This is a genomic window from Pseudomonas sp. KU26590, from assembly GCF_026153515.1.
Taxonomy (GTDB): Bacteria; Pseudomonadota; Gammaproteobacteria; order Pseudomonadales; family Pseudomonadaceae; genus Aquipseudomonas.
This window is the reverse complement of the sequence record NZ_CP110644.1, coordinates 1,067,353-1,083,044: the sequence shown is the minus strand read 5'-3', so window position 1 is coordinate 1,083,044 and position 15,692 is coordinate 1,067,353. Positions and strand designations below refer to the sequence as shown.

Sequence of the window (15,692 nt, the reverse complement as noted above, 5' to 3'; positions counted from 1 at the left end):
GGTGGCGCTCCACCTTGCTCGCGATTGCGGTGGGTCAATTGGCATACCCGTCACAGACACACCGCAATTCGCGGGCAAGCGCGCTCCTACACCGATCTATGTCAGGCGCGGGATGTCCGGCGTATGAAAATATCTGTAGGAGCGCGGCTTGTCCCGCGATCTGGCGCACAGCGGCAGCACACCTGCCATCGATTTCTCCCTGACCGCCGCATGCACCGATTCGACGACCGGTTCCCGGCCGATCGCGGGACAAGCCACGCTCCTACACTGGGGACGCGGCGATCTGTACGTCCAGGCTCAAGTCTGACGCACCGCCTTCGCGGGCAAGCGCGCTCCTACACCGATCTATGTCAGGCGCGGGACGTCCGGCGTATGAAAATACCTGTAGGAGCGTGGCTTGTCCCGCGATCTGGCGCGCAGCGGCAGCACACCTGCCATCGATTTCTCCCTGATCCACCGCATGCACCGATTCGACGACCGGTTCCCGGCCGATCGCGGGACAAGCCACGCTCCTACACTGGGGACGCGGCGATCTGTACGTCCAGGCTCAAGTCTGACGCACCGCCTTCGCGGGCAAGCGCGCTCCTACACCGATCTACGTCAGGCGCGGGATGTCCGGGGTATGAAAATATCTGTAGGAGCGTGGCTTGTCCCGCGATCTGGCGCGCAGCGGCAGCACACCTGCCATCGATTTCTGCCTGATCGACCGCATGCACCGATTCAACGACCGGTTCCCGGCCGATCGCGGGACAAGCCACGCTCCTACACTGGGGACGCGGCGATCTGTACGTCCAGGCTCAAGTCTGACGCACCGCCTTCGCGGGCAAGCGCGCTCCTACACCGATCTACGTCAGGCGCGGGACGTCCGGCGTATGAAAATATCTGTAGGAGCGTGGCTTGTCCCGCGATCTGGCGCGCAGCGGCAGCACACCTGCCATCGATTTCTGCCTAATCGACCGCATGCACCGATTCAACGACCGGTTCCCGGCCGATCGCGGGACAAGCCACGCTCCTACGCCGATTGCGTGGCGATCTTCACGTCCAGGCTCAAACGGAACTGGCTGCCATTGCCCGGTTCGGACTGATGGCTCAGGCGCCCGCCCTGCAATTCAATCAGCTGTCGGCAGATCGCAAGACCGATGCCCAGCCCGCCGTATTCCCGCGTCGTCGATCCATCCACCTGGAAGAAGTTGGCGTACAGCGTCTCCTCATCAAGGCGGCTGAAGCCGATGCCTGTGTCGATGACGTCGATCACCAGCCGCACGTGTTCGGCGTCTGCGCGCTGGCCGTTGACGCGGACTCTGATCGAACCGGTTTTGGTGAACTTGATCGCGTTGTCCAGCAGGCACTCCAGGCACTGACGCAACTTGACGCCGTCACCCTCGAGGCTGTCCGGCAGTGTCTCGTCCAGCCCCACACTCAGCGCCAGCGCCTTGCTACGGGCCAGCGGCTCGAAGCCACTGCGCAGTTGAAACAGCACATGACGCAGGCTGAACGGCTCGTTGCGCACGATGACCCGGCCGGCTTGCAGTTCGGTCAGCGTGAGGATGCCGTTGACGATGCCCATCATGTTTTGCGCCGAGTCGGCAGCGGTCTGGCGATACAGCTCGATCTCGCTGTCGGCCACGTCCATCTGCATCAGCTCCAGCGAACCGATGACGCCGTTCATGGGCGTGCGCAATTCATGGGTGAGCGTGGCCAGAAACTCATCCTTCAATCGATTACTAACCGCCAATTGCTGGTTGAGGGTTTCAAGCCCCTGCTGCGATTGCGCCATGATCTGCGCTTCGCGCTCGCGCATGGCGTTGATGCGGTCGGCCAGCGCAAGCGACAATAACGCCACTTCGATCACCGAACCGATCTGGCTGGCGTACATGGTCCAGAAGTTGTTGGGCAGATGCCCGAGGAGCATGGTCGCGTTGATCATCCCGCCGATCAGGAACGCCGACCAGCCGATGATGAAGTACCGCGCGACCCGCCGGCCCTTGAACCACGCTGCCAGCCCGATCACCAGCACCACGGGCGTAAACAGCAATACCAGCCCGGTCACCAGGCGCAGCGCAACGCCGTAATCCATGCTCAACGCGAGCGCCATGATCATCGCCGCGCAGACCATCATCAGCAGCAACGGCACGTCCACCCAGCGGCCCAGGGTTGCCGTCTGCAGGAATTTGCGGGTGAACTGGCTGGCAAACAGGATCGCCGCGGCGATAAGGAAGGTGGTTGAGGTATTGGCCCACCACGGGTTGTCCGGCCAGAAATACTCGATCGCCGCGCCGTTGACCGACACCTGATACAGGCCGAAGCAGGTGATGTAGAGGATGTAATACAGGTACGCGGTGTCGCGAACGCTGAGGTAGATGAACAGGTTGTAGACCAGCATTACCGCCAGCACGCCGTAGATCATGCCGAGGATGTACAGGCGCGACGGCTGCTCTTCGATATAGGCGTGACTGGCCCACAGATTGAGCGGCGCCTGCACCGAGCCGTGGCTGGCGACGCGCAGGTAAACGGTCTTGGTCTCGTGGGCGTTCAGGTTGAGATCGAATACGTAGTTGTTCTGCTTAATCTGCCGGCTGGCAAACGGCAGCATGTCGCCGGTTTGCCAGGCCAGACGGGGACGCGCGTCGCCGTCACCGAGGTACAGATCGACGTGGTCCATCGGCGGGTAGGCCAGTTCCAGCAACCAGTCGGCGGACGCCAGTGGGTTGGCCGGACGATAGGTCAGACGCACCTTCAGCCAGAAGGCGGAGCGCGAGTAGCCGGCGTTGAGCGACTGACCGACAAGCGGTTGAAAGCGTGTGGCGCCCTCGGGGGACGAGACTTGCTGGATGGTCGCATCGCCGGTGGGGTCTTCGAACACTTGGGTGTCGCGCCCCAACTCCAGGCTGCGGGTGTTCTCATCGAAATCGACGGCGCTGGCGATCATCGGCAACAGGCAGAGCAGAGCGATCAGAACCAGACGCATGGGACACCGCCTTGGCACTGATGACGGGCGCGAGCCGCCTTGGAGTCGTGGGACGACTTCGCATTTCTGCGAGCGATCGCTGTATCGGTCGAAGGGGTCAGCGGGCAACGCACTTGCATTCACTCTTGTGGCGGAACAGATGAAGCGCCACAGGATAGCGACTGATAGCTAGATGACACCATCTAAATCTCCGGTCCCATTGGATGTGCGCGATTTCACCGTAGGAGCCGGCTTGCTGGCGAACGCATTGTGTCAGGCGCTATAGCAGCGACAGGTCAACCGGGTTCGCCAGCAAGCCGGCTCCTGCAGACTGGTCAATGCTGCAAAATTGATGGTGTGTGAACTGGCCCCTTCCCGGCTGAAGCCGGTCCTACCAAAAGCACGGCGCGCACTCAGGGGGACCGGGAAAAACTTTAGTGGTAAGCTCGCGCACCATGAATATCTATAGCTCCCGCCCTGTTGTCCTCTGTCTCTCCGGCCACGACCCCAGTGGCGGCGCCGGCTTGCAGGCAGATATCGAAGCCCTGCTCGCTCAGGGTTGCCACGCCGCTCCCGCAGTCACCGCCCTGACCATTCAGGACACCGTGAACGTCACTGATTTTCGCGTGCTGGATCGCGAGTGGGTGCTGGCGCAAGCCAATGCCGTGCTCAACGATTCCACCTTGGCCGCAGTGAAGCTGGGCATGTTGGGTTCGCTGGAGATGGTCGACACGATTGTCGAACTGCTGGCCGCTCATCCGCATCTGCCTATGGTCTGCGATCCGGTATTGCGCGCGGGTGGCGGCGGTCGACTGGGCAAGGATGAGGTGGGTTATGCGATGCGCGAGCGTCTGCTGCCACTCGCCACCATTGCCACGCCGAACCTGCCGGAAGCACGCATCCTCGCCGAGCTGCCCGAAGGCACGGCCGATGAATGTGCCGAAAAGCTGCTGCCGTTTTGTGAGCACTTGCTGATCACCGGCGGCCATGGCGATGAGCACGAAGTTCACAACCGCCTGTACATCCGCGGCGGGCAGTCACGCACCTTTACCTGTCAGCGTCTGCCGGGCAGCTACCACGGCTCCGGCTGCACACTGGCCAGCGCCCTGGCGGGAAGACTGGCGCTGGGTCAGGACCTGATTGGCGCTGTGCAAATCGCGCTGGACTACACTTGGCGCACGCTGCGCGATGCCGAACAGCTGGGCCGGGGACAGTTTGTCCCGCGCCGCCTGCCGCTGGATTTCTGCTCGTAACGCCACGAAAAAGAGGCACCTTGATGAGATTACGTGGCTTGTATGCCGTGACCGACAGCCAGCTGTTGGCCGGCAAATTCCTGTCCTACGTCGAAGCCGCCCTCGATGGCGGCGTGACCCTTCTGCAATACCGCGACAAATCCGGTGACGAGAGCCGCCGCCTGCGCGAGGCCTCGGCGCTGCTCAAGCTCTGCGAGCGCTACAAGACCCGCCTGATCATCAACGACGACGCCGAAGTGGCCGCGCGTCTGGGCGTCGGCGTGCATCTGGGGCAAACCGACGGCTCGCTGCCGGATGCCCGCGCTCTGCTCGGTCACAAAGCCATTGTCGGGGCGACCTGCCACGCGCAGCTGGAGCTGGCCGACAAGGCCAAGGCCGACGGCGCCACCTACGTCGCCTTCGGACGCTTTTTCAATTCCCAGACCAAACCCGGCGCGCCGACCTGCAGCCTCGACCTGCTCAGCCAGGCGCGCAAACGCATCAAGCTGCCCATTGCGGTGATCGGCGGCATCACCCTGGAAAACGCCGCGCCGCTGGTGGCCCATGGCGCCGACTTGCTGGCCGTCGTGCACGGGCTGTTCGGCGCGGAAACCACCCAGGAAGTCACCCGCCGCGCCCGCGCCTTCAACGATTTGTTCAAGCCCGCCTGACTCTGCGTCAGGCCGGTTGCGTACTCCCTCATTCCTAATTCAAACAGAGACCTCATCATGTCCCGTTCTGAAACCCTGTTCGCCAACGCCCAGAAACACATCCCCGGCGGCGTCAACTCGCCGGTCCGCGCGTTCAAAAGCGTTGGTGGCACGCCGCTGTTTTTCAAACACGCGGTCGGCGCCTACGTCACCGATGAAGACGACAAGCGTTACGTCGATTACGTCGGTTCGTGGGGCCCGATGATTCTGGGCCACAGCCACCCGGACGTACTGGATGCCGTGCGCAAACAGCTTGAACACGGGCTGTCGTACGGCGCGCCGACTGCGATGGAAACCGAGATGGCCGATCTGGTCTGCGCGATCGTGCCGTCGATGGAAATGGTGCGCATGGTCAGCTCCGGCACCGAAGCGACCATGAGCGCGATCCGTCTGGCCCGCGGCTTTACCGGCCGGGACAGCATCATCAAATTCGAAGGCTGCTACCACGGCCACTCCGACAGCCTGCTGGTCAAAGCCGGCTCGGGCGCGCTGACCCTGGGCGTGCCGAGTTCGCCGGGGGTGCCGGCGGCATTCGCCAAACACACGCTGACCCTGCCGTTCAACGACATTGAAGCGGTCAAGACGATGCTCGCCGACGTCGGCCAGGAAGTGGCGTGCATCATCGTCGAGCCGGTGGCCGGCAACATGAATTGCGTGCCGCCCGCGCCGGGCTTCCTGCAAGGCCTGCGCGACGCCTGCGACGAGCACGGCGTGGTGCTGATTTTCGACGAAGTGATGACCGGTTTCCGCGTCGCCCTCGGTGGTGCGCAGGCGTACTACGGCGTCAAGCCGGACCTGAGCACGTTCGGCAAGATCATCGGCGGCGGCATGCCGGTGGGCTGTTTCGGCGGCACACGCGAAATCATGTCGCACATCGCCCCGCTGGGCCCTGTGTATCAGGCCGGTACGCTGTCAGGTAACCCGCTGGCGATGGCGGCGGGTCTGACCACCCTGCGCCTGATCAGCCGCCCGGGTTTCCACGACGAGTTGAGCGCGTTCACCACACGCCTGCTCGAAGGCCTGCAACAGCGCGCCGACGCTGCCGGTATCCCGTTCGTGACCACTCAGGCAGGCGGCATGTTCGGCCTGTACTTCAGCGACGCGAAGGAAATCGTCACCTTCGAGGACGTGATGACCAGCGACGCCAATCGCTTCAAGCAGTTCTTCCACTTGATGCTGGAAGGCGGCGTGTACCTGGCGCCGAGCGCGTTCGAAGCCGGCTTTACCTCGATCGCCCACGGCGACGCAGAGTTGCAGCAGACCCTGGATGCCGCAGAAAAGGCGTTCGCCCAGCTAAAATAACGGGCAGACCGGGCGGAACGGATTCCGCCCGGCATCGGCGCCGTCTGGTTTTACGACTGCTGCGCAGCCGATCGCGGGACAAGCCACGCTCCTACAAACCTTCCGTTGCCCAGCGTACGGATACAGCGCAGCAAACACGGTGGTGTAGGAGCGCGCTTGCCCGCGATTACGGTTTTCCAGATCCAAGTGTATGCACTGACCCACCGCAATCGCGGGCAAGCGCGCTCCTACAGGTTTGTTCGCCATCGGCTAACCGCCCTGAATTCAGGCCAATCAAGCCCGCGCAGCAGAAAATCAGTAAAGACTTTGTAAGGTTGCCCTCGCTTATTTCATAATGCGCAGCCAGCACGTTTCGCTGGACGGGCATGCCCGCACCTTTTTCAGAGGTAAGTCGACTTCCATGAATCGCACCGGCCGCACCCTTGCATTGGGCTGCCTGTTGCTTCTTCATCCCCTGCTGGCTAATGCAGGTGGCAACTCGTTGTTGATCCCGGCGGTGGGTCGTTGCACCCTCAATACCCAGCCAGACAACCTGCCAGCAGCGTTGTCCGCTTGTCAGCAGGCGGCTCAGGATGGGGATGCGCAGGCGCAATACGAGTTGGGGGAGTTCTATTACGAGGGCAAAAGTGCGCCACGTGACTTGCCCCAGGCACTCAATTACTTCGAAAAAGCTTCGTTGCAGGGGCATGCCCAGGCGCAGTACCAACTGGGCTTGATGTTCTTTCGTGGCGAAGGGGTGCAGGCCAACAACATTCAGGCGTATATCGTGCTGAAGATGGCCGCAGTCAATGGTTCGGAAGATGCGCTGGATCAGGCGGATGAAGTGTCCGCACAGATGAAGCGCGAAGATCTGGAAGTGGCCACGCAAGTGCTCGGGCAGATCTTCCGTAAATACCTGCTGGAGCTGCAGACCGCTGAAGGACGCACACCGTTTGCGCCCTTTCCGGACGACAGCGCCAAGCCCTGACTCGGATCATTTGGCCGTCGTCGGCTACTCACACGACGTCAGTTACTTGTCCGGCATCGGCATCGGAAACGGCATGACGTTGCCGGTGTGACGCGCCTCGGTGATCTTCGCTGTGCCCATCCGCTCCACTTCATCGATCCGCACGATCGAATGCATCGGCACAAAGCTGCGCACCACGCCATCGAACTGCGCTTTGAGCTTCTCTTCACTCGGGTCGACCACGACGGTGGTGCGCTCGCCGAAGACGAATTCTTCCACTTCCAGAAAACCCCACAGATCGCTCTGATAGATCTGTTTGGCGTACATCTCGAACACCTGTCCCTGGTTGAGAAAAATCACCTTGTAGATTGGAGCTTCGCGTTTGGTCATAACAGGCAGGCAGTGGTCAGCGTTTTGAAAAGGGCGCGAACTATAGCATGCCGCTGGTTAGACGACGCTAGGAAGCCGGGGCTCGCATCCTTATAATGCGCGGTTCTTTGAATCACCTGATGAACCCCCGCATGGCCAAGAAGCTTTACATCGAAACCCACGGCTGCCAGATGAACGAGTACGACAGCTCGCGCATGGTCGATCTGCTGGGCGAACATCAAGCACTGGAAGTCACCGCACGGGCGGAAGACGCTGACGTCATCCTGCTCAACACTTGCTCCATCCGCGAGCGAGCGCAGGATCGGGTCTACTCCCAGCTTGGCCGCTGGCGCGAATTGAAGCTGGCAAACCCGGACATGGTCATCGCAGTCGGTGGCTGCGTGGCGAGTCAGGAAGGCGCGGCCATCCGTGATCGCGCGCCGTACGTCGACGTGGTGTTCGGCCCGCAGACCCTGCACCGTCTGCCGGAAATGATCGACGCGGCGCGCATCACGCGCCTGCCCCAGGTCGACGTGTCGTTCCCCGAAATCGAAAAATTCGACCATTTGCCCGAGCCCCGTGTCGATGGCCCGAGCGCTTATGTGTCGGTGATGGAAGGCTGCAGCAAGTACTGCACGTTCTGCGTGGTGCCTTACACCCGAGGCGAAGAAGTCAGCCGGCCGTTCGACGACGTCATTAACGAGGTCCTTCATCTGGCCGAGAACGGCGTGCGTGAAGTGACCCTGCTGGGCCAGAACGTCAACGGCTATCGCGGCACGACCCATGACGGGCGTCTCGCTGATCTGGCCGAGCTGATCCGCGTCGTCGCGGCCATCGACGGCATTGATCGCATTCGCTACACCACCTCGCACCCGCTGGAATTCTCCGACAGCCTGATTCAGGCCCACGCCGAAGTGCCGGAACTGGTGAAGCATCTGCATTTGCCCGTGCAATCAGGTTCCGACCGGATTCTCGCGGCGATGAAACGCAATCACACGGTGCTCGAATACAAATCACGCCTGCGCAAGCTGCGCGCGGCGGTGCCGGACATCTGCATCAGCTCCGACTTCATCGTCGGCTTCCCGGGCGAAACCGAGAAGGATCACCTGCAAACCATGAAGCTGGTGGAAGACGTCGGCATGGATTTCTCCTACTCCTTCGTTTACAGCGCGCGCCCTGGCACACCCGCGGCCGATCTGCCCGACGACACGTCGGAAGAAGTGAAGAAGGAACGCCTCAAGCAGCTGCAGGACCTGATCAACCGTCAGGGCCAGGACATCAGCCGCAAGATGGCGGGCACCGTGCAGCGGATTCTGGTCACCGATTATTCGAAGAAGGACCCCGGCGAATTGCAGGGCCGTACCGAGAACAACCGGATCGTCAATTTCCGCTGCGACAACCCCCGGCTGATCGGCCAGTTCACCGACGTTTACATCGACAGCGCCCAACCCCACTCGCTGCGCGGTTCGTTGTTGCAATAGTCCAAAGCGCCCCAATGTAGACACTACGCATGATTTTTATGTGCAGGGCCGGGCGTTGAATCAGGCGTCGGACAGCCGCCATTTGTCGGCTGCACCCGCGCGCGATTTGGCTCGCGGGGCCGGCGGGCTGCCTGTTAAAGGGCGCCCTGCAGGGCGTCTGCGCAGCTCATTTATCCATTAGTGAGTGAACCCTTCCGGACACTGCCTGCAGGGGTTATCCTTCACGTCACTTCACATTGCCGTCGGGCGGCCCAAAACCACTTTGAACGCACCTATCGAACCACATCGCTTCAGCCTCGAACCTATCGAGGCTCACCGCTTCGCCAATCTGTGCGGGCAATTCGACGAGCATCTGCGCTTGATCGAACAGCGCCTGGACATCGAGATCCGCAATCGCGGAGGCCAGTTCGAGATGATCGGCGAGCGCAAACAAACCACCTCGGCAGAGAACCTGCTGCGCCGGCTGTATCGGGAAACGAAAGCGACCGAACTGTCCCCGGACATGGTTCATCTGTTCCTGCAGGAATCTGGCGTCGAAGAGCTGGACAACCACCCTGCTGCCGAAGTCGGCGTCGCTCTGCGTACCAAGAAAGGCATGATTCGCCCCCGTGGCTTGAATCAGCAGCGGTACGTGAAGGAAATCCTCGCCAACGACATTAACTTCGGCATCGGTCCGGCCGGTACCGGCAAGACCTATCTGGCAGTGGCCGCTGCGGTTGATGCGCTTGAGCGCGAGACCATCCGCCGCATCCTGTTGGTGCGTCCTGCCGTAGAAGCGGGCGAAAAGCTCGGCTTCCTGCCCGGTGACCTGTCACAGAAAATCGACCCGTACCTGCGCCCGCTGTATGACGCGCTGTACGAAATGCTCGGCTTCGAATACGTCGCCAAGCTGATCGAAAAGCAGGTCATCGAAGTCGCTCCGCTGGCTTACATGCGCGGTCGTACCCTTAATAACAGCTTCATCATTCTCGACGAGAGTCAAAACACCACCGTCGAGCAGATGAAAATGTTCCTGACCCGTATCGGCTTCGGCTCCACGGCCGTGATCACCGGTGACGTCACCCAGATCGACCTGCCCAAGGGCACGAAATCCGGTTTGAACCACGTCATCGAAGTGCTCAAGGACGTGCCGGGCATCAGCTTCACCCACTTCAAGCCCAAGGACGTCGTGCGCCATCCACTGGTGCAGCGCATCGTCGAAGCCTACGAGCGATACGAAGAACGCAACGACAACCTGGCCGTTCCCCAGGGTTCACGGGACACTCGCCGCGATGCTTGAGCTGGATCTGCAACTTGCGAGTCAGGCCAGCGCGCCGAGCGAAGCCCAGTTCCGCCTCTGGTGTGAAATGGGCCTGCGCCAGCGTTCGGCTGACTCGGAACTGACCATTCGCCTCGTCGACGAAGCCGAAGGCCGAGAGCTGAACAAGACGTGGCGGCACAAGGATTACGCCACCAACGTGTTGTCGTTTCCTGCCGACGTCCCCGACGAGATGCTGGACATTCCGCTGCTGGGCGATCTGGTCATCTGCGTGCCGGTCGTTGCCCGCGAAGCCGCCGAACAGGGCAAATCACCGGACGCGCATTGGGCGCATCTTGTGATTCATGGCTGTCTGCATCTGTTGGGCTACGATCACATTGATGACGACGAAGCCGAAGAGATGGAAGCGCTGGAACGGGAGTTGCTTGCAGAGCTTGGCTATCCGGATCCCTACGCCGACGACGAATCTGTCGACTCTCTCCATCCAGAAGCACCCAATTCCGACACACCCCATTTAGAAACATCAGCCAAGGATCACGAGTAAGGGCTATGAGCGAAGACCGATCGAGCAACGGGCAAAAGTCATGGTTGGGCAAACTGACCCAGGCATTTGCCCATGAGCCGAAAAACCGCCAGGAGCTCCTGGAGCTTTTGCGCGAAGCCCATCAGAACAAGCTGCTGGACAGCGAAGCGCTGGCCATCGTCGAAGGCGCCATTCAAGTCGCCGACCTGCAGGTCCGCGACATCATGGTGCCGCGTTCGCAGATGATCAGCATCAAGGCGAGCCAGACCCCACGCGAATTCCTGCCTGCCGTGATCGACTCGGCGCACTCGCGCTACCCGGTCATCGGCGAAAGCCACGATGACGTGCTGGGCGTATTGCTCGCCAAGGACCTGCTGCCGCTGATTCTCAAGGAAGACGGTGGCAGCGGCGACGTGAAAAGTCTTCTGCGCCCAGCGACCTTTGTCCCGGAATCCAAGCGCCTGAACGTGCTGTTGCGTGAATTCCGCGCCAACCACAATCACATGGCCATCGTCATCGACGAATACGGCGGCGTGGCGGGTCTGGTGACCATCGAAGACGTGCTCGAACAAATCGTTGGCGACATCGAAGACGAGCACGACGTCGAGGAAGACAGCTACATCAAGCCACTGCCCAGTGGCGACTTCCTGGTCAAGGCGCTGACCCCGATCGAGAGCTTTAACGAGTTCTTCGACAGCGGGTTCTCCGATGACGAATTCGACACCGTCGGCGGTCTGGTGATGAACGCGTTCGGGCATCTGCCCAAGCGTAATGAAATCACCGAAATCGGTGCGTACCGTTTCCGCATCCTGAGTGCCGACAGCCGTCGTATTCACTTGCTGCGCCTGAGCCCGATCAACCGCACGTAATGCCCTACCCGCTTTAAGGAATGTAAATGCGCTGGATCACCCGCCCCGGCTGGCCCGGTAACCTGCTGGCCATGGTGGCCGGCGCGTTGATTACCCTGGCCCTGGCACCCTTCGATATCTGGCCGCTGGCGATTGTCGCGCTGGTGGTTTTCTATCTTGGTCTGCGTGACCTCACACCGCGTCAGGCCCTCTGGCGCGGCTGGTCTTACGGGTTTGGCCTGTTCGGCGGTGGCACCAGCTGGATTTACGTCAGCATCCACACCTACGGCGAGGCGCCGGTCTGGCTGGCGGCTTTCCTGATGGTGCTGTTCTGCGCGGCGGTGGCGTTCTTCTTCGCACTGCCGGCGTGGATCTGGGCCCGCTGGATCCGCCGCAACGAAGCCCCGCTGGCCGATGCACTGGCATTCGCGGCTCTGTGGTTCGGCCAGGAGATGTTTCGCGGCTGGTTCCTCACCGGTTTCCCCTGGCTCTATTCCGGCTACAGCCAATTGGACGGTCCCCTCAAAGGGCTCGCGCCACTGGGCGGCATGTGGCTGATCTCCTTTGTGCTCGCGCTGAGTGCCGCGTTGCTGTGCAATCTGCCCCGTTTGCGCACGCGCGCGCCGAAGTTGGCGGCTGGCATTGTATTGCTGCTGGCGCCTTGGGTTGCCGGGATGGCGCTGAAGCATCACGCCTGGACCGAGCCTTCCGGCAAGCCGCTGACGGTCGCAGCGATGCAGGGCAACGTCGAGCAGAGCATGAAGTGGGACCCGGCGGCGCTCAACGCGCAACTCGCGCTGTACCGCGACATGACCTTCACCTCGAAGAAAGCTGACCTGATCATCTGGCCGGAAACCGCCGTGCCGGTGCTGAAGGAGTCGGTCGAAGGCTATCTGTCGGTGATGGGCAAGTTTGCGGCCGAGCGCGATTCGGCGCTGATCACCGGCGTGCCGCTGCGTGAGAAAGGCACCCACGGGGAATACCGTTACTACAACGCCATTACCGTAACGGGTGAAGGCGATGGCACTTACCTGAAACAGAAGCTGGTGCCGTTTGGTGAGTACGTGCCGTTGCAGGACCTGCTGCGTGGGCTGATTTCGTTCTTCAACCTGCCGATGTCCGATTTCGCCCGCGGGCCGTCCGGGCAAGCGCTGCTGCAAGCGAAGGGTTATGAGATCGCGCCGTTCATTTGTTACGAAGTGGTGTACCCGGAGTTCGCCGCAGGGCTGTCGGCGCAAAGCGATCTGCTGCTGACGGTGAGCAATGACACGTGGTTCGGCACCTCGATCGGCCCGCTGCAGCATTTGCAGATGGCGCAGATGCGCGCACTGGAAGCCGGGCGCTGGATGATCCGCGCCACCAACAACGGCGTCAGCGCGCTGATCAACCCGTTCGGCGAAATCACCACCACGGTGCCGCAATTCGAGCGCGCCGTGATGTACGGCGAAGTCACCCCGATGCAAAACCTCACGCCGTACCTGCACTGGCGCTCATGGCCGTTGATCGTGCTGTCGCTGTTGCTGATCGGCTGGGCGTTCTTTGCTGGCAGGATTGCGAAGGCTGTGTGATACCTGACGCCTTCCCGGCTAAAGCCGGTCCCACCATTTTGAACCGCAGCCAGCTCCGCTGACTGCGCTCGGTCCTACAACTGGCCTGCACCAGCCTGACTGAACGCACGCGGTCTATTAGTGGGACAGCTACAGGCCGTCCCACTCAAGCATCCATTCGCAGTCCCAGAGTGGATAGTCTCCCGGGCGCATCACTAGCCCTGCCCGGATTGGGTTGTTGATGACATAACGAGCCATTTCAACGAGGTCCTCATCGGACCTGACCCCATGATCGTGATAACCCTTCTGCCATGTCATTTTCTTTGCACCATGTGCCTTGTTCACTGCGAATGAGGTTCTGCCCTTAAGCGCTTACATCAGCGCAGGCAATGATCCTGACTTGAGTTCAAACAGCCAATGCAGATGATCAGGCATGATCACCCAGGCGATTGAGTACACGACGCCTGAATCGTGCAAACGTCTCAACTCCTGAACCACCACGCGGCCTATCTGAGCATCACTGAACAGAGGCGCGCGATCCTTCACCACTGAGGTTACGAGATAAACGTTTCCCTGCTGGGAATATCGACCGATACGCAAAGACCGTTCATGTTTGCTTCCATGCATTTCGCCGCACTCGCTCGTTGTGAAGGCGAACAGTAAAAGCAGTGAACCGCTTTACCTATAGCGACTGGGTATCGAGAGATTTCTGGAGGATGATGACATCCCACTGGGACTGGCTTCAGCCGGGAAGAGGTCCGCGTGAACACCATAAAATGTGCGGTGTGACATTCGACGCCTTCCCGGCTAAAGCCGGTCCCACAATTCAAACCGCAGCAGATCGCGCTGACTGCGCACGATCCACAATTGGGTCGCATCGGCCTGACTGGACGCATGCGGTCTATTAGTGGGACCGGCTTCAGCCGGGAAGAGGCCAGCATGAACACCATCAGAATGTGCAGTGTGACACTCGACGCTTTCCCGGCTAAAGCCGGTCCCACTAACAGCGCGCGCGGTGTCAGGGGTTACGCGCGTTGACAGCGGGTCCCGAAGCCTGCTGCTCAGGTCACCGGTAAAACAACCGATACCCCACCAACCCCGCGGCCTCATTGATCAATTGCCCGTTCTGCCACACCGCCCTCGCCTCCGGCGTCCAGCCACCGAATGGGCGGGCGTTGTCCACGCTCAGGAATCTGACAGGTGCCGGAACCACGCTGAATCCGGCCTTCTCGAAACTCCACACCGAACGCGGCATGTGCCATGCCTGGGTCACCACCACCACGCGCTTGATGCCCTGAGGCAATAAGATCGCGGCCGACATGTTGGCGTTTTCCCAGGTCGTGCGGCTTTCACCTTCCTGCCACCGGACGGTCACACCAAAGTCGTCGCGCAGGGAGTCGGCCATGATCGCCGCCTCGCTCGGCGGCTCGCCGTAATGCAGCCCGCCGGTGGTGAGGATCGGCAAACCGGACGCCTTCGACAGCCGTGCGGCGTACCTCATGCGTTCCAGGGCAACGCCCGTCGGGATGTCAGTGCCCCAGCTCGGGTCATTGCGTTCGCGGCCCGAGCCCAGAATCACGATCGCGTCCGCGCGTTGGGCCAGCGTTGCCCACTCGCTCTGCTGCAGCGGCGGGATGCTCTCGATGCCCTTCGCCGACCACTCCACCACAATCGGCAAACTCATCGCGGTCATCCCGCCAACGCCCATCACGAACAGCACCCGCGCCAACACCGGCCGGCGATTTCTCAACCACCAGGCCAGCACTAACAACAGCAGGAAAAGGCCCGGAGGCAGCAGGAGGTTTTTGATGAAATAACGAAAGGGCATCGGGCATCTCCAAAGATGCCCGAAGCCTAGAAGCAATGACGCTAAGCAGCAATGCCCGATTGGCCGGGGTCAGCCCCCGCAGAAGTTAACGCTTGAAATGTTTGGTGGAACTGTAGCGACTCAACTTTGCCGACACCTTGGCTCGGCGCTGATCCTTGAGCCAGATGACATTGGCGTGAGGATGGGGCGCTCGCATCGACTCGGAAGGCTCCCGTGAGGTGCTGGAACTTCGCCTCGTGACGATCTGAGAGTCTTCTTTGAAAACGACTTCGGTTCGGCCCAGATAAGCCTCGATCAACTGAAACTCGGCGTGACTCAGGCCGCGCAATTCAAGCTCGGCGGGGGATTCGTTTCGAAGCCGCACCGCTGTTTTTGCCGTGTCCAGAGCCAGGCCCAGACGATCGATCAAACGGTCATACACGTCAGGTTGCTCTACTTCATGCCGCAGCTCTGCCATCCGCTCACCCCACTGAAGATAAACACTTACCCCCGTCAGTGAGCTTAGCGCCACTGCAAAAACCGGTGCGGTGCCGCGACCAACGGCGGATGCCGCAGATAGCGAGTCTTGAGCACGCAATCAGGGTTTCCCTCGGCTTGGTAGCCTCATGTATGCTACGGCGCTTCCTGTAAATCCACTTCCGCCCAACCGGGCATGGATGCATCGCAATGCGGACGGCCTCGTCTGGCATGCGAAGGCCTCC

At 61.1% G+C, this 15,692-nt stretch carries 13 protein-coding genes and 1 pseudogene; 9 read left to right on the top strand and 5 right to left on the bottom strand.

What is annotated here, in order from left to right; translation table 11 throughout:
* Nucleotides 1-1,012: 1,012 nt before the first annotated feature.
* Entirely contained in the window at nt 1,013-2,968 is a 1,956-nt protein-coding gene (locus OKW98_RS04995) for a 7TM diverse intracellular signaling domain-containing protein (RefSeq protein ID WP_416148040.1), read from the bottom strand.
* 434 nt (nt 2,969-3,402) lie between these two features.
* Here OKW98_RS04995 and OKW98_RS04990 point away from each other — a divergent pair, with 434 nt between their 5' ends.
* The 4 genes from OKW98_RS04990 to OKW98_RS04975 all read left to right on the top strand — a co-directional run bounded on the left by OKW98_RS04990 (nt 3,403) and on the right by OKW98_RS04975 (nt 7,158).
* Nucleotides 3,403-4,200 (top strand): hydroxymethylpyrimidine/phosphomethylpyrimidine kinase, encoded by a 798-nt coding sequence (locus tag OKW98_RS04990; RefSeq protein ID WP_265388194.1) that lies wholly within the window; start codon nt 3,403-3,405, stop codon nt 4,198-4,200.
* A gap of 23 nt (nt 4,201-4,223) precedes the next feature.
* On the top strand, nt 4,224-4,850 hold the full coding sequence (gene thiE / locus OKW98_RS04985; RefSeq protein ID WP_265388193.1) for a thiamine phosphate synthase: 627 nt from the start codon (nt 4,224-4,226) through the stop codon (nt 4,848-4,850).
* 57 nt (nt 4,851-4,907) lie between these two features.
* Nucleotides 4,908-6,191, top strand: a complete 1,284-nt coding sequence (hemL, locus tag OKW98_RS04980; RefSeq protein WP_265388192.1) for a glutamate-1-semialdehyde 2,1-aminomutase — start codon at nt 4,908-4,910, stop codon at nt 6,189-6,191.
* Nucleotides 6,192-6,591: 400 nt separating this feature from the next.
* Complete coding sequence (locus tag OKW98_RS04975) at nt 6,592-7,158, top strand: tetratricopeptide repeat protein (protein WP_265388191.1); 567 nt, start codon at nt 6,592-6,594, stop codon at nt 7,156-7,158.
* 42 nt (nt 7,159-7,200) lie between these two features.
* On the opposite strand, the gene OKW98_RS04970 is transcribed toward OKW98_RS04975, so the two are convergent.
* Nucleotides 7,201-7,527 (bottom strand): DUF1820 family protein, encoded by a 327-nt coding sequence (locus tag OKW98_RS04970; RefSeq protein ID WP_065988358.1) that lies wholly within the window; start codon nt 7,525-7,527, stop codon nt 7,201-7,203.
* Between the two features lie 131 nt (nt 7,528-7,658).
* Between OKW98_RS04970 and miaB the strand changes: the two genes are divergently transcribed.
* The 5 genes from miaB (at nt 7,659) to lnt (ending at nt 13,184) form a co-directional block, all read left to right on the top strand.
* The gene (gene miaB / locus OKW98_RS04965; RefSeq protein ID WP_265388190.1) at nt 7,659-8,987 is read left to right on the top strand and encodes a tRNA (N6-isopentenyl adenosine(37)-C2)-methylthiotransferase MiaB; all 1,329 of its coding nucleotides are present in this window, start codon (nt 7,659-7,661) and stop codon (nt 8,985-8,987) included.
* A 262-nt stretch (nt 8,988-9,249) separates the two neighbouring features.
* Nucleotides 9,250-10,266, top strand: coding sequence for a PhoH family protein (locus OKW98_RS04960; protein ID WP_265388189.1), 1,017 nt, complete (start codon nt 9,250-9,252; stop codon nt 10,264-10,266).
* Nucleotides 10,259-10,789: an rRNA maturation RNase YbeY gene (ybeY, locus tag OKW98_RS04955; RefSeq protein ID WP_265388188.1), complete on the top strand. Its 531-nt coding sequence runs from the start codon at nt 10,259-10,261 to the stop codon at nt 10,787-10,789. Before OKW98_RS04960 ends, ybeY begins: the two co-directional genes overlap by 8 nt.
* Before the next feature lie 5 nt (nt 10,790-10,794).
* Nucleotides 10,795-11,637, top strand: a complete 843-nt coding sequence (locus tag OKW98_RS04950; protein WP_265388187.1) for an HlyC/CorC family transporter — start codon at nt 10,795-10,797, stop codon at nt 11,635-11,637.
* Between the two features lie 26 nt (nt 11,638-11,663).
* Complete coding sequence (gene lnt, locus OKW98_RS04945) at nt 11,664-13,184, top strand: apolipoprotein N-acyltransferase (RefSeq protein WP_265388186.1); 1,521 nt, start codon at nt 11,664-11,666, stop codon at nt 13,182-13,184.
* Between the two features lie 129 nt (nt 13,185-13,313).
* Here lnt and OKW98_RS04940 read toward each other — a convergent pair.
* The 3 genes and pseudogenes from OKW98_RS04940 to OKW98_RS04930 form a co-directional block, all read right to left on the bottom strand.
* A pseudogene (locus tag OKW98_RS04940) lies at nt 13,314-13,790 on the bottom strand (REP-associated tyrosine transposase).
* A 439-nt stretch (nt 13,791-14,229) separates the two neighbouring features.
* Nucleotides 14,230-14,991, bottom strand: coding sequence for a YdcF family protein (locus OKW98_RS04935; protein WP_265388185.1), 762 nt, complete (start codon nt 14,989-14,991; stop codon nt 14,230-14,232).
* An 85-nt stretch (nt 14,992-15,076) separates the two neighbouring features.
* Nucleotides 15,077-15,448 (bottom strand): hypothetical protein, encoded by a 372-nt coding sequence (locus OKW98_RS04930; RefSeq protein WP_265389653.1) that lies wholly within the window; start codon nt 15,446-15,448, stop codon nt 15,077-15,079.
* Nucleotides 15,449-15,692 lie beyond the last annotated feature (244 nt).

Excerpts from the sequence above, each read along its gene's own strand:
- OKW98_RS04935 (WP_265388185.1), bottom strand. The coding sequence starts at position 14,991 with ATGCCCTTTCGTTATTTCATCAAAAACCTCCTGCTGCCTCCGGGCCTT.
- OKW98_RS04995 (WP_416148040.1), bottom strand. The coding sequence starts at position 2,968 with ATGCGTCTGGTTCTGATCGCTCTGCTCTGCCTGTTGCCGATGATCGCC.
- thiE (WP_265388193.1), top strand. The coding sequence starts at position 4,224 with ATGAGATTACGTGGCTTGTATGCCGTGACCGACAGCCAGCTGTTGGCC.
- miaB (WP_265388190.1), top strand. The coding sequence starts at position 7,659 with ATGGCCAAGAAGCTTTACATCGAAACCCACGGCTGCCAGATGAACGAG.
- OKW98_RS04970 (WP_065988358.1), bottom strand. The coding sequence starts at position 7,527 with ATGACCAAACGCGAAGCTCCAATCTACAAGGTGATTTTTCTCAACCAG.
- OKW98_RS04930 (WP_265389653.1), bottom strand. The coding sequence starts at position 15,448 with ATGGCAGAGCTGCGGCATGAAGTAGAGCAACCTGACGTGTATGACCGT.
- OKW98_RS04990 (WP_265388194.1), top strand. The coding sequence starts at position 3,403 with ATGAATATCTATAGCTCCCGCCCTGTTGTCCTCTGTCTCTCCGGCCAC.
- lnt (WP_265388186.1), top strand. The coding sequence starts at position 11,664 with ATGCGCTGGATCACCCGCCCCGGCTGGCCCGGTAACCTGCTGGCCATG.
- ybeY (WP_265388188.1), top strand. The coding sequence starts at position 10,259 with ATGCTTGAGCTGGATCTGCAACTTGCGAGTCAGGCCAGCGCGCCGAGC.
- OKW98_RS04950 (WP_265388187.1), top strand. The coding sequence starts at position 10,795 with ATGAGCGAAGACCGATCGAGCAACGGGCAAAAGTCATGGTTGGGCAAA.
- OKW98_RS04975 (WP_265388191.1), top strand. The coding sequence starts at position 6,592 with ATGAATCGCACCGGCCGCACCCTTGCATTGGGCTGCCTGTTGCTTCTT.
- hemL (WP_265388192.1), top strand. The coding sequence starts at position 4,908 with ATGTCCCGTTCTGAAACCCTGTTCGCCAACGCCCAGAAACACATCCCC.